The organism is Pantoea sp. MBD-2R (assembly GCF_039134845.1).
GTDB lineage: Bacteria > Pseudomonadota > Gammaproteobacteria > Enterobacterales > Enterobacteriaceae > Erwinia.
This window is the reverse complement of sequence record NZ_CP152417.1, coordinates 3,693,336-3,713,498: the sequence shown is the minus strand read 5'-3', so window position 1 is coordinate 3,713,498 and position 20,163 is coordinate 3,693,336. Positions and strand designations below refer to the sequence as shown.

The 20,163-nt window shown below is 51.5% G+C and carries 18 protein-coding genes; 15 read left to right on the top strand and 3 right to left on the bottom strand.

The window, feature by feature from the left end:
- Window positions 1-85 precede the first annotated feature (85 nt).
- The 3 genes from rlmD to mazG all read left to right on the top strand — a co-directional run bounded on the left by rlmD (window position 86) and on the right by mazG (window position 4,654).
- The gene (rlmD, locus tag AAGQ96_RS17045; RefSeq protein WP_342754120.1) at window positions 86-1,402 is read left to right on the top strand and encodes a 23S rRNA (uracil(1939)-C(5))-methyltransferase RlmD; all 1,317 of its coding nucleotides are present in this window, start codon (window positions 86-88) and stop codon (window positions 1,400-1,402) included.
- Between the two features lie 33 nt (window positions 1,403-1,435).
- Window positions 1,436-3,664, top strand: coding sequence for a GTP diphosphokinase (gene relA / locus AAGQ96_RS17040; RefSeq protein WP_342754119.1), 2,229 nt, complete (start codon window positions 1,436-1,438; stop codon window positions 3,662-3,664).
- 207 nt (window positions 3,665-3,871) lie between these two features.
- Window positions 3,872-4,654 (top strand): nucleoside triphosphate pyrophosphohydrolase, encoded by a 783-nt coding sequence (gene mazG, locus AAGQ96_RS17035; RefSeq protein WP_217363416.1) that lies wholly within the window; start codon window positions 3,872-3,874, stop codon window positions 4,652-4,654.
- Between the two features lie 42 nt (window positions 4,655-4,696).
- Here the strand turns inward: mazG and AAGQ96_RS17030 are convergent, their stop codons facing one another.
- Window positions 4,697-6,034 (bottom strand): peptidase, encoded by a 1,338-nt coding sequence (locus AAGQ96_RS17030; RefSeq protein WP_147199596.1) that lies wholly within the window; start codon window positions 6,032-6,034, stop codon window positions 4,697-4,699.
- 92 nt (window positions 6,035-6,126) lie between these two features.
- Window positions 6,127-6,783, bottom strand: a complete 657-nt coding sequence (locus tag AAGQ96_RS17025) for a class I SAM-dependent methyltransferase (protein ID WP_147199595.1) — start codon at window positions 6,781-6,783, stop codon at window positions 6,127-6,129.
- Between the two features lie 143 nt (window positions 6,784-6,926).
- On the opposite strand from AAGQ96_RS17025, the gene AAGQ96_RS17020 reads away from it, so the two are divergent.
- The 4 genes from AAGQ96_RS17020 (at window position 6,927) to queE (ending at window position 11,718) form a co-directional block, all read left to right on the top strand.
- A complete protein-coding gene (locus AAGQ96_RS17020; protein WP_147199594.1) occupies window positions 6,927-7,595 on the top strand; it encodes a TetR/AcrR family transcriptional regulator in 669 nt (222 codons plus the stop codon).
- A 256-nt stretch (window positions 7,596-7,851) separates the two neighbouring features.
- Window positions 7,852-9,489 carry a CTP synthase (glutamine hydrolyzing) gene (gene pyrG / locus AAGQ96_RS17015; RefSeq protein ID WP_147199592.1) on the top strand — a complete coding sequence of 546 codons (1,638 nt, stop codon included), beginning with the start codon at window positions 7,852-7,854 and terminating at the stop codon, window positions 9,487-9,489.
- A 78-nt stretch (window positions 9,490-9,567) separates the two neighbouring features.
- Complete coding sequence (eno, locus tag AAGQ96_RS17010; protein ID WP_147199591.1) at window positions 9,568-10,863, top strand: phosphopyruvate hydratase; 1,296 nt, start codon at window positions 9,568-9,570, stop codon at window positions 10,861-10,863.
- 183 nt (window positions 10,864-11,046) lie between these two features.
- Window positions 11,047-11,718: a 7-carboxy-7-deazaguanine synthase QueE gene (gene queE, locus AAGQ96_RS17005; protein ID WP_147199590.1), complete on the top strand. Its 672-nt coding sequence runs from the start codon at window positions 11,047-11,049 to the stop codon at window positions 11,716-11,718.
- Between the two features lie 56 nt (window positions 11,719-11,774).
- Here queE and AAGQ96_RS17000 read toward each other — a convergent pair whose 3' ends face one another.
- Window positions 11,775-13,187 carry a PLP-dependent aminotransferase family protein gene (locus tag AAGQ96_RS17000; protein ID WP_342754118.1) on the bottom strand — a complete coding sequence of 471 codons (1,413 nt, stop codon included), beginning with the start codon at window positions 13,185-13,187 and terminating at the stop codon, window positions 11,775-11,777.
- Between the two features lie 368 nt (window positions 13,188-13,555).
- On the opposite strand from AAGQ96_RS17000, the gene AAGQ96_RS16995 reads away from it, so the two are divergent.
- From AAGQ96_RS16995 to AAGQ96_RS16960, 8 genes are read left to right on the top strand one after another with little or no spacing between them, the layout of a single operon-like run.
- Complete coding sequence (locus AAGQ96_RS16995; protein ID WP_342754117.1) at window positions 13,556-13,798, top strand: Flp family type IVb pilin; 243 nt, start codon at window positions 13,556-13,558, stop codon at window positions 13,796-13,798.
- Window positions 13,799-13,843: 45 nt separating this feature from the next.
- Window positions 13,844-14,275 carry an A24 family peptidase gene (locus AAGQ96_RS16990; protein ID WP_147199588.1) on the top strand — a complete coding sequence of 144 codons (432 nt, stop codon included), beginning with the start codon at window positions 13,844-13,846 and terminating at the stop codon, window positions 14,273-14,275.
- Entirely contained in the window at window positions 14,272-15,024 is a 753-nt protein-coding gene (locus tag AAGQ96_RS16985; protein WP_342754116.1) for a hypothetical protein, read from the top strand. The genes AAGQ96_RS16990 and AAGQ96_RS16985 overlap by 4 nt, the downstream gene beginning before the upstream one ends.
- Complete coding sequence (locus AAGQ96_RS16980; RefSeq protein ID WP_342754115.1) at window positions 15,024-16,346, top strand: pilus assembly protein N-terminal domain-containing protein; 1,323 nt, start codon at window positions 15,024-15,026, stop codon at window positions 16,344-16,346. Before AAGQ96_RS16985 ends, AAGQ96_RS16980 begins: the two co-directional genes overlap by 1 nt.
- Window positions 16,347-16,358: 12 nt before the next feature.
- Complete coding sequence (locus AAGQ96_RS16975) at window positions 16,359-16,805, top strand: hypothetical protein (RefSeq protein WP_147199585.1); 447 nt, start codon at window positions 16,359-16,361, stop codon at window positions 16,803-16,805.
- A gap of 21 nt (window positions 16,806-16,826) precedes the next feature.
- A complete protein-coding gene (locus tag AAGQ96_RS16970) occupies window positions 16,827-17,951 on the top strand; it encodes a hypothetical protein (RefSeq protein WP_342754114.1) in 1,125 nt (374 codons plus the stop codon).
- A 3-nt stretch (window positions 17,952-17,954) separates the two neighbouring features.
- A complete protein-coding gene (locus AAGQ96_RS16965; RefSeq protein WP_147199583.1) occupies window positions 17,955-19,229 on the top strand; it encodes a CpaF family protein in 1,275 nt (424 codons plus the stop codon).
- 4 nt (window positions 19,230-19,233) lie between these two features.
- On the top strand, window positions 19,234-20,163 hold the full coding sequence (locus AAGQ96_RS16960) for a type II secretion system F family protein (protein ID WP_342754113.1): 930 nt from the start codon (window positions 19,234-19,236) through the stop codon (window positions 20,161-20,163).

Sequence of the window (20,163 nt, the reverse complement as noted above, 5' to 3'; positions counted from 1 at the left end):
CCCGCTGTCACACCTCGAATTAATTCGACTGCTGGTGTAGGCTACGCGCGTTTACGCTAACTACTTTTCGAGATAAAACTGAATAATGGCGCAATTCTACTCTGCAAAACGGCGCGTGACGACCCGCCAGATCATGACAGTGACAGTTAATGACCTTGACGGTTCAGGGCAGGGCGTCAGTCGGCTTAATGGTAAAGCGTTGTTTATCAATGGCGCATTGCCAGGCGAGCAGGTTGAAGTAGAAATCGTCGAAGACAAACGTTCGTGGGCGCGGGCAAAGACAACGCGTATTCTGAGCACCAGCCCGGAACGGGTGAAACCTCAATGTCCGCACTATCACCAGTGCGGCGGTTGCCAACAGCAACACGTTTCTTCTGCGTTGCAGCAGCGCAGCAAAGCAAACGCCCTGTCTCATTTATTGCATCAGCAAACCGGGCAGCAAGTCACCGTCGATTCTATTCTGGCGGGCGAATCTTACGGCTATCGCCGCCGTGCCCGCCTCAGCCTGAATTATCATCAGCGTAGCCAGAAATTACAGATGGGTTTTCGTCAGGCAGGCTCCAGCGAGCTGGTGGCGATTACCCAGTGCCCCATTTTGAAGCCCGAACTTAATGCGTTAATTCAGCCGCTGCACCAGGCGCTGAGCAGTTTGCAGGCGGTCCGACGGCTTGGACACGTTGAGCTGGTGCTGGCTGACAACGGCCCGCTGCTGGTTTTACGCCATTTGGATCCGTTAAGTGCGGCCGACCGACGTAAACTGGAACAGTTTTCGCATGATCGGCAAGTTGCACTCTTTTTAGCCCCGGATAGCGAGACGCTTGAACAGGTTAAAGGCGAGAAGCCTTTTTACCGCCTTGATGGCCTGACGCTGACCTTCAGTCCGCGTGATTTTATTCAAATCAATGGCGAACTGAATCAGCAGATGGTGGCGCAGGCCATCGACTGGCTGGATCTCCAGCCGCAGGACCGGGTGCTGGACCTCTTTTGCGGTATGGGCAACTTCACGCTTCCGTTAGGAAAAAGGGTAGAAAATGTTACAGGAGTGGAGGGTGTTGCAGCATTAGCGCAAAAGGGTGCGTATAATGCCACGCAGAATAATCTGAATAATATCGCTTTCTTTCAGCACAATCTGGAAGAGGACGTGTCCGGGCAGCCCTGGGCAGCTGAAGGATTTAACAAAGTTTTACTGGATCCGGCCCGGGCTGGAGCCGCAGGTGTGATACCTCACATTATTAAACTTGCGCCCCAATGCGTGGTCTATGTTTCCTGTAATCCGACTACACTTGCTCGGGATAGTCAGATTCTTCTGGCGTCCGGCTACCAACTGGAAAGGGTTACCCTGCTTGATATGTTTCCGCATACCGGGCACGTGGAATCCATGGTGTTATTTAGCCGAAAATAGCTTCCCGGAAGGGAGCGTTAGTCTGGAGAGGATATGGTTGCGGTAAGAAGTGCACATCTGAATACGGCTGGCGAGTTTGCACTCGATCAATGGATCGCCCGTTTGGGGATCGCTAACCCGCAGTCATGTGAACGACTCGCCGATACCTGGCGCTATTGCGAAGAGGCGACCCGGGATCATCCCGACGCGGCTCTGCTGCTCTGGCGCGGCGTGGAGATGGTCGAAATCCTCTCAATGCTCAGCATGGATAACGAAAGCCTGCGTGCTGCACTGCTGTTTCCGCTGGCCGACGCTAACGTAGTTTCTGAAGCGGTACTGGAAGAGAAATTCGGCACGGCCATCGTCTCGCTGGTACATGGCGTAAGAGACATGGACGCCATCCGCCAGCTAAAAGCCACCCATAACGATTCAATGGCCTCCGAGCAGGTGGACAACGTTCGCCGTATGCTGCTGGCGATGGTGGAAGATTTCCGCTGCGTGGTCATCAAGCTGGCTGAGCGTATCGCCCATTTACGCGAGGTAAAAGACGCGCCGGAAGATGAGCGCGTACTTGCCGCGAAAGAGTGTACGAACATTTATGCGCCGCTGGCTAACCGACTCGGTATCGGCCAGCTGAAATGGGAGCTGGAGGATTTCTGTTTCCGCTACCTGCATCCCGACGAATACAAGCGCATTGCCAAACTGCTGCACGAGCGGCGTATCGATCGCGAAGGCTATATCGATACCTTCGTGCAGTCGCTGCGCACCGAAATCGTTAAAGAGGGCGTTAAGGCGGAAGTCTATGGCCGTCCCAAGCATATCTACAGCATCTGGCGCAAGATGCAGAAAAAATCACTGACGTTTGACGAGCTGTTCGACGTGCGTGCCGTACGTATCGTGGCCGAACGTTTACAGGATTGCTATGGCGCGTTGGGGATTGTGCACACGCTGTATCGCCATCTTCCCAGCGAGTTTGATGATTACGTGGCAAATCCGAAACCTAACGGCTACCAGTCAATTCATACCGTGGTGCTGGGGCCGAAAGGCAAAACCGTTGAAATTCAAATTCGTACCCGCCAGATGCATGAAGATGCAGAGCTGGGCGTTGCTGCGCACTGGAAGTATAAAGAGGGCGGTACAACGGGCAGCGCACGTGGCGCGTCAGGTCATGAAGAGCGTATCGCCTGGCTGCGTAAACTGATTGCCTGGCAGGAAGAGATGGCGGACTCCGGCGAAATGCTGGACGAAGTGCGCAGCCAGGTGTTCGACGATCGTGTTTATGTGTTTACCCCAAAAGGGGACGTGGTGGATCTGCCCGCTGGCTCAACGCCGCTGGACTTTGCTTATCATATCCACAGCGATATCGGGCACCGCTGCATCGGCGCAAAAATCGGCGGCCGTATTGTGCCCTTTACCTATCAGCTGCAAATGGGCGATCAGATCGATATCATCACCCAGAAGCAGCCGAATCCAAGCCGTGACTGGCTAAACCCGAATCTGGGCTACGTGACCACCAGCCGTGGACGGTCAAAAATTCACGCCTGGTTCCGTAAGCAGGATCGCGACAAAAATATCATTGCCGGAAAACAGATTCTGGATAACGAGCTGGATCATCTTGATATCAGTCTGAAAGAAGCTGAAAAGCTGCTGTTGCCGCGCTATAACGTCAACTCGCTGGATGAACTGCTGGCGGCGATTGGCGGCGGTGATATTCGTCTGAACCAGATGAGCAACTTCCTGCAATCGAAGCTCAACAAGCCAAGTGCGGAAGAAGAAGATCGCGAAGCGTTACGCCAGCTGACGCAGAAGTCCGCCGCGCCGCGCAGCAAGGAGAGTGGCCGGGTCGTGGTCGAAGGCGTCGGCAATTTGATGCATCACATTGCGCGCTGCTGCCAGCCGATCCCGGGTGACGATATTACCGGTTTTATTACGCAGGGCCGGGGTATTTCTATTCACCGCGCAGATTGCGATCAGCTGACCGAGCTGATGTCGCACGCGCCAGAGCGCATTGTTGATGCTGTCTGGGGCGAGAGCTATTCCAGCGGCTATTCGCTGGTGGTGCGTGTGACTGCTAACGATCGCAGTGGTTTACTGCGCGATATCACCACGATTCTCGCTAACGAGAAAGTTAACGTGCTTGGCGTCTCCAGCAGGAGCGATACTAAAAAGCAGCTGGCAACCATCGATATGGATATTGAAATCTACAACCATCAGGTGCTGGGACGCGTGTTGGCGAGGCTCAACCAGGTGCCTGATATCATCGACGCGAGAAGATTGCATTAATCTTTCAGGTGGCTACTTTGCTTGCCATTTTGCGGTCTGGCAGTGCTCACCCCTGGTCACATACTTGAGTATGCTCCCAGGGGATTGCGCGCTGGCAGAACGCAAACTGCCAGCGCCAGGAGCGCCACGACGTTGCCTGCATGCATTTTCCTTCATCATGCCGTAAAGTTATCCGACTGTTTTCATCACACTCAAATGGACTCCGCTATGACCTCACTCGATCGCCTGCTGGGCATCATGAAAACCCTGCGCGATCCGCAGAAGGGCTGCCCATGGGATCGCGAACAGACTTTTGCCTCTATCGCGCCCTACACCCTCGAAGAAACCTATGAAGTGCTGGATGCCATCAGCCGGGAAGACTTTGACGATCTCAAAGGCGAAGTGGGCGACCTGCTGTTTCAGGTTGTTTTTTATGCGCAAATGGCGGAAGAAGAAGGGCGTTTTGATTTTGATGCCATCTGCCAGACGATTAGCGACAAGCTGGAGCGGCGTCATCCGCATATTTTTGGTGACGTAAAAGTCAGCGACAGCAAGGAAGTGCTGGCCAACTGGGAACAGATCAAAATCAGCGAACGTGCCGGAAAAGAGCAGCATTCGGCGCTGGACGATATTCCTCGTGCGCTGCCCGCTCTGATGCGCGCACATAAGATCCAGAAGCGTTGCAGCAACGTCGGTTTTGACTGGCATACGCTTGGCCCGGTGCTGGACAAAGTGCATGAAGAGATCGACGAAGTGATGCATGAAGCGCAGCAGGCCGTGGTCGACCAGCAGAAGCTGGAAGAGGAAATCGGCGACCTGCTGTTTGCCACCGTGAATTTTTCCCGCCACCTTGGCAGCAAGGCCGAAACGGCCCTGCAAAAAGCCAACGACAAGTTTGAGCGGCGTTTTCGTCAGGTCGAACAGATTATCGCCGCACAGGGCTTAGCGATGCAGGAAGCGACGCTTGAACAGATGGAAGCCGCCTGGCAGCAGGTAAAAGCCGGGGAATAGCCGTAAACCCGTTTGTAAGGAGGCGACCCAGCCTCCTTACCCTTAGCCGGATTTCTTCTGACGAAACAACCATTCTCTGATCGGCTCGATACTATAAGCGATGCGCCATGTGTTTCTATGGCCGCTTGCGCCCGCAGCCGACTGGCCTGCGGGGATCACCGTGCCTTTACGAAAGGAGACGTAGTTGATCGGGCTATTTTCCGCATCAATTTGCTCAAAGGCAACCCGGAATGCCTTCTCGTCCCAGGTGCCATCCCATTCTGCCCGACTGATTTTTGCTCCCGCTTTTGCCAACGCCCCGGTGATGGCATTTTGGCCGGGCCAGGCTTTGTCATCATCCTGCGACACCAAAATCCACAGCTTCTGACGGGCGAGAGGCGCTACCAGCGTTGCATCCCATTGACCCGCAACCAGGAAGGACGCGGCAAAGAAATCCGGATATTTAATATCCATGGCAATCGATGTCATGCAGCCGCCGGACTGTCCGGTAGTGTACAGCCGGGAACGATCTATTGGGTATTGTTCCACTAGTGTGTTGATCAGGTTAATGGTGATATCCAACATATCGGAGGTATGGGAATCGTCATCGGCAATGATTTCGCCATACTGCGGTGCCAGCACAAAACAGGGGCGCTGCGCCTGATCCTGCGGACTGGCCCATGTCACTGCGCCCAGCCCCTGAAACAGCGTAGTTCGCGTCACATCACTGGTCGCGCCCGCATCGTGCATAAACAGTACCAGCGGCAGGCGATGTTCAAAAGTGGCCTTTTCAGGAATGAATAAATTGTATTTTAAGGACTTCCCGGTTACGGCATCGTGAAATTCAGACTGTTTAAAATCATCCACTACCAGATTCTTCACGGCTTCTGTAATCACAGGAACCTTGTCTGCCGAGATCCGCTCACCATTGGCTGCTTCCAGCGGAACTAACTGAGTCAGAGTGGCTTTGGCTGGTGGGTAAAGGGTGTCATAAAAAGGCACGTCGCCCGCCTTTCCGGGACCGCCTTTTGCCGGGGTTTTCTGAGCAGGTAGCGTTACCTTTTGCGCCAGCAAAGCATCCTTATCGGCGGGCGAGAGCGTGATAATCACATAGTTGCCCGTTGTGGCCCTGTCTGCTGGGTTGGCTGAGCGGCTGGCGAAAACCTCAATGACCGTTCTTCCCTGCACTGCAAAATCTGTTGATGCCAACCGGTTGGCGTCAATGCGGCTGTCGTATTCTATCGCGACGGCAATCAGACGGACGCCGTCACCGAATACCTGGGTGACGGCCGTTGCGTGCAGGATGCCTTTTCTTCCCTGAAGAGCGTATGCTGGCGCACTCAGTGCAATCATGGCGGCCAGCCCGGAACTCATCATCAGAAACTCTCTACGTGTTTGCATCACTCTTTCTCCATCCCTGCCGTTTTTTTGCCTTATGGGCCGTTACACCACACGGCTGCGATTGCCCGCAGGCAAACCGCAGCCGTTCTGCATTATCGAATTTTCAACGCCAGCTCGGTGCCGCGCTTAATGGGTAGCGTGACGGAAATAAAGCCGTTTTGCGGATCGCGAATATAATCAAGGAAATCCGGTTCGGCGTTATCGTTCAGCACGTAACCGCCAACGCGCAGCTGGGGCGCAAGCAGTTCAATCATCTGGCGGGCCAACGTTGGGCCTTCTGCCTGCGGCCAGCCGTCAATGAGCGCAAAATCGATCGGGCCGCCAACGTCACGCAGCGTTTCACGCGCGTCACCAACACGAATATCAGCAAATTCCGCCAACCCTGCCTCGGCCAGGTTTTTCCGCGCCACTGCCGCTTTTGAGGCAACCAGCTCTGCACCAATGACCTGGCCACCGCCGTTATCTCGCATTGCAGCAGCAAAATAAAGCGCTGACATACCGATGGAGGTGGCAAAGTCGACTACCCGAGTCGCTTTCATTCCCCGACACAGCAGATAGATGAGATCGCCCTGTTCAGGATGTATGGAAAAACCATAATCAGCAAAGCTTTCGGCATCAAATCGCGAGACGCCTTCCAGCGATTTACCTGACGGTCGGCTCCGGGCATTGTTCAGAACGGTAATAACAGCATTTACTCGAGGATCGCTAATGGGACTGCGCTGGATGTTTTTCACATTATGTTCAGACATAGACTTCCCCTGTAAACCGGATGAGTTCTGCCCGGCCTGCTCTACCATATTCTGATATACTGCCGGGCATGCAGGAATAATGGTACTAGTGAGTACCTATATTAGCAAATAGCGCTTTTTGTCATTTTGTTGCGGAGGCAGAAATGGACGACGCCGTTAATAAAGCTGTCACCAGGCGGGGGCGGCCCAAAGCATCGAACGAAACCGAACGTCGCCAGCGTATTCTTGCGGCGGCCATGCAAATTTTTATTGAAACGGGTTTTAAGGCAGCGACAACGGCTGGCATTGCCGCCAGGGCTAAAGTTTCTAAGCGGACGCTTTATGAAGCGTTTACGGATAAAAAGGCGTTGTTTGCGGCCGTAGTGCATCAACATCGCCATTTGATCCTCGATCTTCCGCGTCCTGGCGGGGAAGACCTTTCGGTGATGGCCACGCTGTATCATATTTTCAGGCTCGACAGCAATGAGGAGCTGTCCCGGTCGCGTGAGACTTTGCTCAACCTTATTGTCAGGGAATCCGTGCTAATGCCTGAGCTTGCTGATTATCTCTATGAGCATGAAATTGTTCGTTCACGTGAGAGGCTGATTGAGTGGCTGGAAAGCGAAAACCAGCGAGGAAGAATAGCCATTGAGGATCTGGCATTGTATGCAGGCATGCTGATGGACATCGTTTTTGGCGCGCTGTTGCCCCGCAGAAAACCCCAAAATGCCACGGAAAGATCGCTGGGTATTGAGCATATAAAACAACGGTTGCAGATTGTGATGCAGGGTGTTTTACGCAGCGTTAATGAGTGCCCGGCATCGACAGACTAAGTTGTTAATAAGTCTTGTTGATTGTGCAGAACCGATAAAATTATTCCCTCAAACCGAATAACCCGCTGACACGATTCAACAAAAGTGTGACCTGCGTCAATCTCAGCCGTCACAAAATCGGGTAGTGTTGGGGCGGTCAACACGATGGCTGGCAGATAACCAGAAACGATTAATTGTGGCATGAAGGGGATTCCCGTATACTGTTTTCCCGTCTTGGTTATTCCATCGTCTTTAAACCTACTTTCTCAGGTTCAGCATGACAACGAACTATATTTTTGTGACCGGCGGGGTCGTATCCTCTCTGGGTAAAGGCATTGCCGCAGCCTCCCTGGCCGCCATTCTTGAAGCACGTGGTCTGAATGTGACCATCATGAAGCTGGACCCGTACATCAACGTGGATCCGGGTACCATGAGTCCTACCCAACACGGCGAAGTGTTCGTCACCGATGACGGCGCGGAAACCGATCTGGATCTGGGCCACTACGAGCGCTTCATCCGTACCAAAATGAGCCGTCGTAATAACTTCACGACGGGTCGTATCTACTCGGAAGTGCTGCGCAAAGAGCGTCGTGGCGACTATCTGGGCGCGACTATTCAGGTAATCCCGCACATTACCAACGCCATCAAAGAGCGCATCATCGAAGGCGGTGAAGGCCATGATGTGGTGCTGGTTGAAATCGGCGGCACCGTCGGCGATATCGAATCTCTGCCGTTCCTTGAAGCCATTCGCCAGATGGCCGTCGATGTCGGTCGCGAGCACACCATGTATATGCACCTGACGCTGGTGCCGTATATGGCAGCGGCAGGTGAAGTCAAAACCAAACCCACTCAGCATTCCGTTAAAGAGCTGCTTTCTATCGGCATCCAGCCTGATGTGCTGATCTGCCGTTCGGATCGCGCGGTTCCGGCAAACGAACGTGCGAAGATCGCGCTGTTCTGTAACGTGCCGGAAAAAGCGGTTATCTCCCTGAAAGATGTTGATTCAATTTATAAAATCCCTGGCATGTTGAAATCACAAGGCCTGGATGATTATATTTGTAAGCGTTTCAACCTGAACGCGCCGGAAGCGAACCTGTCCGAATGGGAACAGGTCATTTATGAAGAAGCAAATCCGGGCGGCGAAGTGACTATCGGTATGGTCGGCAAATATGTCGAACTGCCGGACGCCTACAAATCAGTGATTGAAGCGTTGAAACACGGCGGCCTGAAAAACCGTGTCACCGTGAACATCAAGCTGATTGACTCGCAGGATGTCGAAAGCCGTGGCGTTGAGCTGCTGAAAGATCTGGATGCTATCCTTATTCCTGGCGGCTTCGGCTACCGTGGCGTTGAAGGGAAGTTGATGACCGCGCGTTATGCGCGCGAAAACAACATTCCTTACCTCGGCATTTGCCTGGGCATGCAGGTTGCGCTGATGGAGTTTGCTCGTAACGTCGCCGGTATGGCGGACGCGAACTCAACGGAATTTGTGCCGGACTGTAAATACCCGGTTGTGGCGCTGATTACCGAATGGCGTGATGAAGATGGCAACGTGGAAGTGCGTTCCGAGCAGAGCGATCTGGGCGGCACGATGCGTCTGGGTAGCCAGCAGTGTCAGCTGACGCCGGGCAGCCTGGTCGAGCAGCTGTACGGCTCCGATACCATCGTTGAACGTCATCGCCACCGTTACGAAGTTAACAACATGCTGTTGAAGCAGATTGAAGCGGCTGGATTGCGTGTAGCGGGCCGTTCAGGCGACGATCAGCTGGTAGAGATCATCGAGCTTCCTGAGCATCCGTGGTATGTCGCCTGTCAGTTCCATCCGGAATTTACATCTACACCACGTGACGGTCATCCTCTGTTTGCCGGCTTCGTTAAAGCCGCCAGCGAGCATCAAAAGCGTTTGGCAAAATAAGTGTTTTCATAACGACGCGCGAACTTTTCGCGCGTTGTTTGTCTGAGTTTTAAGTTAACTTGTACTGAGGAAAAACTAATGTCCAAAATCGTTAAAGTCATCGGTCGCGAAATCATCGACTCTCGTGGCAACCCGACCGTTGAAGCAGAAGTGCATCTGGAAGGCGGTTTTGTCGGTATGGCAGCGGCTCCATCAGGCGCTTCTACCGGTTCCCGTGAAGCGCTGGAACTGCGTGACGGTGACAAATCTCGTTTCCTGGGTAAAGGCGTGACGAAAGCCGTTGCTGCGGTAAACGGCCCAATCGCGGACGCGGTAACCGGTAAAGATGCAAAAGACCAGGCAAACATCGACAAGGTCATGATCGACCTCGACGGTACTGAGAACAAATCCAAGTTCGGCGCAAACGCCATCCTGGCCGTTTCTCTGGCAGCAGCGAAAGCAGCAGCCGCCGCAAAAGGCATGCCGCTGTACGAGCATATCGCTGAGCTGAACGGCACCCCAGGTAAATTCTCTATGCCACTGCCAATGATGAACATCATCAACGGTGGCGAGCATGCCGACAACAACGTCGACATCCAGGAATTCATGATCCAGCCAGTGGGCGCAAAAACCCTGAAAGAAGCCATCCGTATGGGTTCTGAAGTGTTCCACACCCTGGCAAAAGTGCTGAAGTCGAAAGGCATGGGCACGGCTGTAGGTGACGAAGGCGGCTACGCGCCAAACCTGGGCTCTAACGCCGAAGCGCTGGCCGTTATCGCTGAAGCGGTAAAAGCAGCAGGCTACGAGCTGGGCAAAGACATCACGCTGGCGATGGACTGCGCGGCTTCTGAATTCTACAAAGACGGCAAATACGTGCTGGCTGGCGAAGGCAACAAAGCCTTTACCTCTGAAGAGTTCACCCACTTCCTGGAAGACCTGACTAAACAGTACCCAATCGTTTCTATCGAAGACGGTCTGGACGAGTCTGACTGGAACGGCTTCGCTTACCAGACTAAAGTGCTGGGCGACAAAATTCAGCTGGTGGGCGACGACCTGTTCGTGACCAACACTAAAATCCTGAAAGAAGGTATCGATAAAGGTATCGCTAACTCCATTCTGATCAAATTCAACCAGATCGGTTCTCTGACCGAAACTCTGGCTGCGATCAAAATGGCGAAAGATGCTGGCTACACCGCCGTTATCTCTCACCGTTCAGGCGAAACTGAAGATGCAACTATCGCCGACCTGGCGGTAGGTACAGCCGCAGGCCAGATCAAAACCGGTTCTATGAGCCGTTCTGACCGTGTTGCTAAGTACAACCAGCTTATCCGTATTGAAGAAGCGCTGGGCAGCCGTGCGCCATTCAACGGCCTGAAAGAAGTTAAAGGCCAGTAAGCCTGCTAATCCCAGCCGATACAGGCTGCGGATTTTCTGAAAGCCTCGTCTTTGGACGGGGCTTTTTTTATGTCCCGTTGAGCCGCGGAAAACATTCTCTGTTTCTGGCACAATGTGGTTTGGTTAAAAAGGCGCTATCTGTCATAATCTGCGCCCTTATTTTCACAGCCAGTTGAGAGCGTAATGCAGTACCCGATTAATGAGATGTTCCAGACGTTGCAGGGCGAAGGGTTTTATACCGGTGTTCCTGCAATTTTTATCCGCCTGCAAGGATGCCCGGTGGGCTGCAGCTGGTGTGACACCAAACACACCTGGGATAAGCTGGCCGATCGGGAAACTTCGCTCGGCGATATCCTTATCAAGACAGTGGAAACCGATGCCTGGGGCGCGGCCGATGCACAGGCTTTGCTGGCGGTAATCAGCCAGTATGGCTGGACCGCAAAGCATGTGGTTATCACCGGTGGTGAGCCTTGTATCCACGATCTGACGCCGCTAACGCAGACGCTGGAGCAGCACGGTTTCAGCTGCCAGATCGAAACCAGCGGCACGCACACAGTGCTGTGCAGTGACGATACCTGGGTAACGGTTTCGCCAAAGGTAAATATGCGCGGTGGCTATGACGTGCTGAATCAGGCGCTGGTGCGTGCCGATGAGGTGAAGCATCCGGTTGCCCGTCAGCGCGATGTGGATGCGCTGGATGCGCTGCTGGTAACGCTTAACGATGACAAAAGCCGCATCGTGGCGCTACAGCCGATCAGCCAGAAAGACGAAGCGACAAAGCTGTGCATTGAAACCTGCATTGCGCGTAACTGGCGTCTTTCCATGCAGACGCACAAATATCTCAATATCGCCTGACGTTTGCTGAGTGAAAACTGAAATTACCGATCCGGTATTTCAGTTTTCACCTTTCCTCATTCTTCCTCATCGAATTCTGCTATCAACCTGCTTTTCTGAAGTGATGCCAGCCTCTTATTAATTGCCTTAATATCAGCCGTGGAAAGCGATCCTGTTGCATAAATATAGCGGTTGGTTTGCCATAGCGGCGAGGTATGGCAAAACAGCGTTAAAGGGATAAAATTCTGCGCTTTTAACATCCCGGGTAAAAGCGCATTGCCGCAGGAAAAGCTGAAATAACCAGCGTGCATCAATCCCCAACAGTCGATATCGCCACCCACTTTTCGCAGCCCGCTAACGGCAAGTTCATATCTATTCTGCCGGGTTTTTAACGTGGCGGATAAATATTTAAGCAGGTGGGGGGATTCCAAAAAACTGTTAACGAGGTGATACATCGCCACAGGAACCGGGCTGGTGAACAGGGGATGAAGCTGTTTAAACGCGGTAATCAGAGAAAGCGGCAGCGATAACAGGCTAAGGTTAATACTGTTACCAATAAATTCATTCAGGCTATAGAGATAAATAATATTAGCTGCCGGATAAAATTCACAAAGCGGTGGAATGATATTCTCGCCAAATCCCAACATAAAGCAGGCGTCATCTTCTATCACCAGCACGTTGTTACGCAGGCTCCATTGCAGGAGCCGCTTACGATGAGCGACGCTCATTTTTGCGCCCGTCGGAAACTGATTTGCTGGGGAAGTATAAATAAAATCTACGTGACGTTCAGGTAACGATGCGGTATCCATTCCCTCCTTACCGACGCTGACCCTGATAATTTCATAACCCAAGCCGGAAAAGAGCTGGAACACAGCGGGAGAGACGGGGTCTTCCAAAACAATACTCGGTCGCGCAGCCTGTTGTTTTCCATAATGAGCAATCAGCATTAATGCTTGCTGCTGACTTTGCATCACCAGGGCGTTTTCAGTATCAATGAGACAGCCTCGGGTTATCTTCACATAGCGGGTCAGATTATGATTAAGCCGCTGGTTGTTATCTGGCCGCTTCCCGCCAGGCTCCATGGCGATATCATTAAAATATTTACGCATAAAATGCAGTGGCAGGCTGGCGTTATTGTTAAAAGTAATACGATTGGCTAACGCCATAAGATCAGGCTCGGGTAAAGATGCAGGATTTTTTATTTGTTCACTTCCACTGGCCGGACGGCCTGAAAGGTTTTCAGGTTGCATTTGTCGCTTGCTGACCACGCGATAACAGCGCCTTTCACGGCCTTCAATAAATCCCAAACTCTCCAGTTCTTTATAAGCAGAAACAACGCTATTGCGAGAAATATGGTAGCGCTCGCTCATATTTCGAATGGACGGCAGATAATCGCCATCATTGATCATGCCGCGAAATATCATGCTAATAACGTTTTCCACTAATGTTCTTCTGATATGAACGTCCTTGATTTTTTCCACTACAATCATAAAAGCTCCCTGTTAGTGATTAGCGTATTACGGTATAAGATATTGGCCACAGATGAATGCCGCGCAGCCCTGCTATGGCTGATAAATGAGTCAGCAAGCGTCTTACCCGCGGGTAAATAAATACTATAGGCATTTTCTTTTCAGATATCTATCGGTGCCAGATCAGAAAGAACATTCTCGCCGTGCAGGCAACGCTGTCTGTAATTTACTTTATTCTGTCAGAAAAATAGTTAGTGACTGTCGCTTACATTTTCGGCCGGGTTGGTTCATATTGCTGCATGTTTCAAAGAAGCAGTATGAGCATTGTCGGTGGCGTGCAGTTTAATCGACGCTATTGGTTTCGGGTCAGGTCACTAAGGAGCAGTAAAATGAACGGTATCGTACTGAGCGGTTCGGTAATGATTTACAACGGATTGCAGACTATAGGTAATAAACTGCACGATTTCATACGCAAACAGGATGGCGTTACCGCCATTGAATATGCCGTTATAGCTGTCGCTATCAGCGGATTATTGATGGCGATTTTTAAGGATGATAACAGTTCTTTTATCGGCGTGCTTAAAGCAAAATTCAACCTTATTAGTGATAACGTTAAAGGCACGGTTAACTAACAGTAAATACTTAGTAATTTTCCAACGTGGCGTGGTGGAACAGCAATGATGTGCGGCCTTTATTTACTCCTTTTAATTCTGTTTTTCCATGTTTGCTACAGTGATATCCGCTATCGGAAGATAAGAAATACCACCACGCTACTTATCAGTTGTTTATCGCTGGCGATTGGCTGCCTTACGCCAGGCGGGATTTTTATTATTCCTGCGCTACTGGTTTTTACGGCGGGTTTCTTATTAAGCGTTATCGGCGTACTCGGTGCCGGAGACGTAAAACTCCTGGCCGGCCTGTCCCTTTCACTGGGGAGTGATGATGTCATATTGCTGCTGTTATTAACGGCGCTGGCAGGTTTACCCGTTGCGCTCGCCACGGTGATCGGTCGCTATGTTAAATCATCTGGTCAACGTGGCGTCCCATACGGCGTGGCCATTGTTAGCGGCTATACGGCAACGGTTGTCTTGACGAGGTCAGCATTATGAATCAGCGGCTGTTGGTGATTTTGGCGCTGCTGCTGCTGGTTGTCGGTATTGTGGGCCTAAAATTTTCCGGTGAAGAGCGGGTTGAGGCGATGACGGATGTCACGACCTTCACCGCCACTAAGGCGTTAATAAAAGGCGAGCCACTGACGAAGGAAAGCTACAGCAAACAGGTGGTTCGATTGCCGGTAAAAGAGGCGCCCACGGAGCCAGGGCTACCGGAAAGCCTTGAAGGCTATCAGGTCGTTAATAACATCGCGGCTGGCGAGGCGCTGAAGCGAAAAGATATTGAATATGTTCCCAGAGAAACGGTGTCGCTGAAAAGCGATCACTACATTTATCCTGTGCCCGTGCGTAATGCCGATCTTTTTTTGCTGACGCGATTAAAAAAAGGCGATGAGGTAAACGTCTACCTGCGCTATTTCATTCGCCAGCAAGAAGATGAAACGAAGCGTGTTGAGTTTATTGATGGTAAGGGAAAAAGCATCATAAATAAAACCAGCAAGATGGTTTGGTTGTTAGGCCCGAAGCGATTTTTCTCGGCAGAAAAAATGGCCGGCAATGAAGGCGAAGCCGCAAAAACCGGCAGCAGCACTATGGTCTATGTTGAGCTTAGTAGCGACGACCTGACGCGAATTTACGCGGTCAGGCATCTGGGCGATACCGTTTTATTTCCCGCCAGCGCCTCACCAGGAAATAAACAGGGCGCAATCCCCGAGCTGGTTACTCAACTACGAGGCAGGCAGAGGTAATGGAAAAACCTAAATTAACGTCTGGCATGGGGCTGTTTATTCTGCTGCTGCTATTCGTAATGTATGGCGGTAAAGCCCGTGCAGAAACGATTTATCTGCAAAAGGGGGCGGCGAGAACCCTCAAGCTGAACGACGTCGTTGATACGGTTTTCACCTCAAGTCCTGAGGTCGTGGATTATCAGGTAATCAGCGATCGCGAAGTGGTGGTATACGCTTTGGGCAACGGGCGCGGCGAGATTTTGCTGGTACAGGGCGGGCATACCCGCAGCATCAGCGTGATGGTCGATCCGCTCATTGGTCAGCTAAATCAGACGGTACGGGAGCATTTTCCCGGCAGCAACATTGAGCTACGAAAAGTGGGCGATGGCTATATTCTTTCCGGCACCGTGACGGACGAAGAAAGTCGGGATGCAATCCATCAGCTGGTCGGGGAATCGCTCGGGCTGGAGCGAGAAGTGACCAAAACCCAGCTGGAGATCAACGATAAAACGGTCGCCGATTTAAAGCACATGGATTATGTCAGCTTCAGAAAATTACAAAACCATCTTACGCTGCCGCTGGCGAACCAGGTCAATGTAAAAATCACCCTGGTGGAGATCAATAAAACCTATTCCGACAGTCTGGGTATTGACTGGAGCGCTGCCACGCAAATTGGCGATTTCGTGCTGAACCAGTTTAAGTTTGATGCCAGTAGCCTGGTAACGGCCATCCATGCGGTGGGAAATGAAGCCCTGGCGCGGGTACTTGCCGAGCCGAATCTTTCGGTGCTGTCTGGCGAGACGGCGGATTTTTTGGTTGGCGGGGAAGTACCTGTTATTACCCGTTCTCAAAACGGTACCGAAGTCACCTATAAAGAGTTCGGCATTAAAATGTTTGTTGCTGCAAAGGTTGAAAGCAGCCAGAAGGTCAGGTTAACGCTGGGACAAGAGGTGAGCCTGGTTAATGGTGAGATTCTTTCAATCCCCATACTGAAATCGCGAAAAGCCAGAACGACCATTGAACTTGCCGATGGTGAAAGTTTCGTGTTGGGCGGTTTATTGAGTGAAACAGAAAGAGAATCGTTATCAAAAGTGCCTTTTATTGGTGATGTCCCCATTCTTGGAGCACTGTTTCGCAATACCTCGTCAACGAAGGAACGGACAGAATTAATTATGGTGGCCACCGTGAATCTGGTCAGGCCAATATCTCCCCGCAACGTGCTCTATCCGTCGGTAAATCGCAGCAGCCTGCTGGAGCGTTTTTTTAACGTGAATGTATTACAAAAGGAAAGATCGCGACGCGAAGTTCGAATGTTTATGGAACAAAGCGGTTTTATTCAATAGAAAGGATTATCTATGTTGAGGATAGCACTCTTTTTCGTCGCGGCTCTTTTTTCATTACCTACTGCTGCCAGTGAGTATTATCAGTTTAAGCTTAATAGCCGCAATCCGATCGATCGGGAAATAGTGGTCGCGCAAATACTGGAGAGCTATCAATACATCAGCGGCCAGATCCTGATTAGCTGGCAGCGTAATGATATGGACGACCTGGCAAAAGCGTTAAAAGAGAATCTGGTCCGCGCCGGCGTAGTGCCTGGCGACGTTCGCCTGCAAAAAGAGAGTAAATACAGCGACAAATCTTCAGCAACATTAATCGGCGTGAATATTGTTTTCGCCCGACAGCCCTACAGCTGTGATTATCAATATCAGTTTTACAGTTACCGAGACACGGATAAGTTCGGCTGTGCTTTAGAAAATAATTTGCACGCTTCCTTAATTGATAACAACAAAGTGGTTTTTTAATCCATAAAAAGGCAGGTGGCTATGTTGCTCTTTCCGGGTACCAGGGAAAAAAAACGGGATCTGTTCTCGCTGGTCGTGGTGATCTCTCCCCGCCAGGAAGTCATCAGCAGCGTCTGCGACCAGCTGAACGTGCGTAATCTGGGGGAGCTTAGCGTCCATCAGGTTACCCTGGAGCAGTTTGACCCGCAAAATTTAGCCGGAAGCATCAGCCATTTTATCTTTGATATCGGTTCTTCCGATCAAGGCGACAGCTTCGTTGAAAAAATCAGCCTGTTCCTTTCTAAAGAGACGCTCTGCATTGCCATCGGCAACAGCGATTCATTGTTGCTGGCCGGAAAATATCAGTCACAGGGGATTCATTATATTTATTTCCATCCTGACGAAATAAAGTCGTTGGGTAAGATCCTGGATAACCCCGGCGAGCAGGTGAGCAGGAGCAAATCGTCATTAAAAATCGCCTTGCTCAGCTGTAAAGGCGGTGTAGGAAACTCGTCGTTGAGTTTCCAGCTTGCACAAAATCTGGTTCAACAGCGTAACGTCTCTTTGCTTTTAGTTCAGGGACAGGGCGGCACCCGAAATCTGGATCTGATCGCCAGGAAAGAGATCGCCAGCGACGTCATTAAAATTCAGGAAAATCTTTTTGCCCTGGCGGAGCAAAGCGAACATGCCTGGAATTTTAATCAGCCTTTATACGATGCTTACGATTTCGTGGTGTTCGATCATACGATTTATAACGCAGACAACAGTGAAATTGAACGCGCCTTGCACAACTGCCACAGCATTATACTGGTTTTTCATTTTGATCTGGCATCGATACGCACTGCCAAAAAAGTGATCGAATATAACCAACACCTGAAAAAAAGCGGCAATCGCACGAAAAGAATTATCCTCTGTTTTAATCAGAGCCAGCCCACACAAAACGGCATGATTAATCCGCCGGAGGCGGGAAATCTTATTGGTCAGTCAGTGGATGTGGCAATCCCGTTTATTAAAAACGCGGGCGATCCCGCTATGGCGCTCAGTTTCAACGGTAAACATAAAAAACTGCTGCAACGGCTAACCAATTTGACGCTGGGCAGCACGGAAAAGCTACCGCCCAGTTCGGCGCTAAAGCAGCTTCTCAAGCTCGCCGGCAAAAGGAGTTAAGGAATGAATACGCAGTATGATGAATTAGTGCGGACAATGCGTACGACCGTATTGCCGCTTCTCGACCTGGACACTGTCGAGCGGCTGATGGACGACCGGCCGGCGCTGGTAAATGAAATTGCACAGATGATCCAGCAGGTGAGTATTGAAACCAACCGCTATCTGCCTTCTGAAGTGATGCAGACGCTGGCGGGCGCCATGGCAGATGAAATCACCGGGGTTGGGCCGCTGCGTGAGCTGATGGAGGACAACAGCATCAGCGATATCCTGGTTAACGGGCCGGACAATATTTTTATCGAAACGGGCGGCAAGCTGGTTAAAACCACCAGGCGCTTTATCGATAACGCGCAGCTTACCGAAATCGCCAAAAGACTGGTTAGCCGGGTAGGGCGTCGCATTGATGATTCGCAGCCGCTGGTTGATGCCCGCATGAGCGACGGCAGTCGACTTAATGTGGTGATCAATCCTGTGGCGCTGGATGGTACCGCAATTTCCATTCGTAAATTTAGCAAGGTGTCGCGTACCTTTGCCGATTTGGTCGCCTGGGGTGCCATGGACGAGCGCATGGCTAACTTTCTCTCCATTGCCGCTAAATGTCAGGTCAATATCGTGATCTCTGGCGGGACCGGCTCCGGTAAAACCACGCTGCTGAACGCGCTTTCCCTCTACATCAATGAGGATGAACGTGTCATCACGCTGGAAGATGCGGCAGAGCTTAAATTGCAGCAGCCCCATGTGGTTCGCCTGGAAACGCGGATGGCCGGCGTGGAAAACAGCGGCCAGGTCACCATGCGGGATCTGATGATCAACACGCTGCGTATGCGTCCCGACCGCATTATCGTTGGCGAGTGTCGCGGCGGCGAAACCTTTGAGATGCTGCAGGCGATGAACACCGGGCACGACGGCTCAATGACCACGCTGCACGCTAACTCCCCGCGAGACGCGCTGGCACGTATGGAAAATATGGTCATGATGGCTAACCTCAGCCTGCCCATTGAATCGATCCGCCGCAATATCTGTTCGGCGGTGAATCTGATTGTTCAGGTCTCTCGCCTGTATGACGGTTCGCGAAAAATCACCCATATCAGCGAGATTATGGGCATGGAGGGCGAAACGATCGTTTTGCAGGATATTTTTACCTGTGAAGTCGAACCGGCGGCAGAAGGAGCACGGGTGAAAGGCACATTTGTTAGCGCGGGATTATCAACGCGCTCGGTGGTTTATCGTAAAGCCCGGGAGCACGCGTGCGAAGGCTATCTCAACACCATTTTTAGCTGAAACGATGCGTACTCTGTTTATCGTCGTCATCGTCTTTGGTCTGCTATGCCTGCTGCTGTTGGTTCAGCGCAGAAAGCTTACCCGCCATGCCATGCTGTTTCGTGGACAACGAAAGCGCTCACTTCAGCTGTTGCTGGGCCAGTCATCCCCCCAGCGTCGTGACGCATTTTGGCGGCAGGCAGGCCGGCTGATAACGCAAAAAGTCGCCCGCTATTGCAGCGTACTGGAACCGCATAATAAACCGGCCTTTCTGCGCAACGTGTTAATACCGACGATGATCTGCCTGGCCACAGGCCTGGTGAATATGCTCTACATTAATCTGCCTGCGTCATGGTTGCTGACGCCGACAATTCCGATCGTTTTTACCGTCTGGCACGCGATGCTGGCAAAAAAGAAACAAAAGCAGTTTAACGAGAATTTTATGGAGGCTTTAACCTCTATTGGCGGCGCTGTTTCAGCGGGACGAACCTTTGCGCAGGCCATGCAGGACTACTCCTTTACCAGCAGCACACCGCTGGGCGCAGAATTTGGTAGGGTTAGCCGGCGTCTTAATTTAGGTGAAAGTCCCGAGCAGGTGTTTAACGACTCCTGGAAACGCTATCCCTATCGACAATATTACTTTTTCATTGTGGCTGTGTTACTCAATATCAGCAGCGGCGGCCGTCTGAAAGAGGTGCTGGCCAAACTGCAACGGGCGATTGCTTCCAGCGTGGCGACGGAAAAAAAGATGCTGACGATGACCTCTGAAATGCGCATGTCGGCCAAAATCACCGGGGCGATCCCTTTTGTCTTTCTTATTCTGCTTAAGTTTATCAGCCCGGAAAATTTTGACTTTGTGCTGTACGACCAGAAGGGGAATTATATTCTCTATTATCTGCTGGGCAGCGAGATTCTGGGTATCGCCGTTATCCGTTTTTTAATGCGTGGAGTATAA

Coding starts and splice junctions, on each gene's coding strand:
- AAGQ96_RS16990 (WP_147199588.1), top strand. CDS start 13,844: ATGATGTGCGGCCTTTATTTACTCCTTTTAATTCTGTTTTTCCATGTT.
- queE (WP_147199590.1), top strand. CDS start 11,047: ATGCAGTACCCGATTAATGAGATGTTCCAGACGTTGCAGGGCGAAGGG.
- relA (WP_342754119.1), top strand. CDS start 1,436: ATGGTTGCGGTAAGAAGTGCACATCTGAATACGGCTGGCGAGTTTGCA.
- AAGQ96_RS17020 (WP_147199594.1), top strand. CDS start 6,927: ATGGACGACGCCGTTAATAAAGCTGTCACCAGGCGGGGGCGGCCCAAA.
- AAGQ96_RS16985 (WP_342754116.1), top strand. CDS start 14,272: ATGAATCAGCGGCTGTTGGTGATTTTGGCGCTGCTGCTGCTGGTTGTC.
- AAGQ96_RS16975 (WP_147199585.1), top strand. CDS start 16,359: ATGTTGAGGATAGCACTCTTTTTCGTCGCGGCTCTTTTTTCATTACCT.
- AAGQ96_RS17030 (WP_147199596.1), bottom strand. CDS start 6,034: ATGCAAACACGTAGAGAGTTTCTGATGATGAGTTCCGGGCTGGCCGCC.
- AAGQ96_RS16995 (WP_342754117.1), top strand. CDS start 13,556: ATGAACGGTATCGTACTGAGCGGTTCGGTAATGATTTACAACGGATTG.
- pyrG (WP_147199592.1), top strand. CDS start 7,852: ATGACAACGAACTATATTTTTGTGACCGGCGGGGTCGTATCCTCTCTG.
- AAGQ96_RS16960 (WP_342754113.1), top strand. CDS start 19,234: ATGCGTACTCTGTTTATCGTCGTCATCGTCTTTGGTCTGCTATGCCTG.
- rlmD (WP_342754120.1), top strand. CDS start 86: ATGGCGCAATTCTACTCTGCAAAACGGCGCGTGACGACCCGCCAGATC.
- AAGQ96_RS16980 (WP_342754115.1), top strand. CDS start 15,024: ATGGAAAAACCTAAATTAACGTCTGGCATGGGGCTGTTTATTCTGCTG.
- AAGQ96_RS17025 (WP_147199595.1), bottom strand. CDS start 6,783: ATGTCTGAACATAATGTGAAAAACATCCAGCGCAGTCCCATTAGCGAT.
- AAGQ96_RS16970 (WP_342754114.1), top strand. CDS start 16,827: ATGTTGCTCTTTCCGGGTACCAGGGAAAAAAAACGGGATCTGTTCTCG.
- eno (WP_147199591.1), top strand. CDS start 9,568: ATGTCCAAAATCGTTAAAGTCATCGGTCGCGAAATCATCGACTCTCGT.
- AAGQ96_RS16965 (WP_147199583.1), top strand. CDS start 17,955: ATGAATACGCAGTATGATGAATTAGTGCGGACAATGCGTACGACCGTA.
- AAGQ96_RS17000 (WP_342754118.1), bottom strand. CDS start 13,187: ATGATTGTAGTGGAAAAAATCAAGGACGTTCATATCAGAAGAACATTA.
- mazG (WP_217363416.1), top strand. CDS start 3,872: ATGACCTCACTCGATCGCCTGCTGGGCATCATGAAAACCCTGCGCGAT.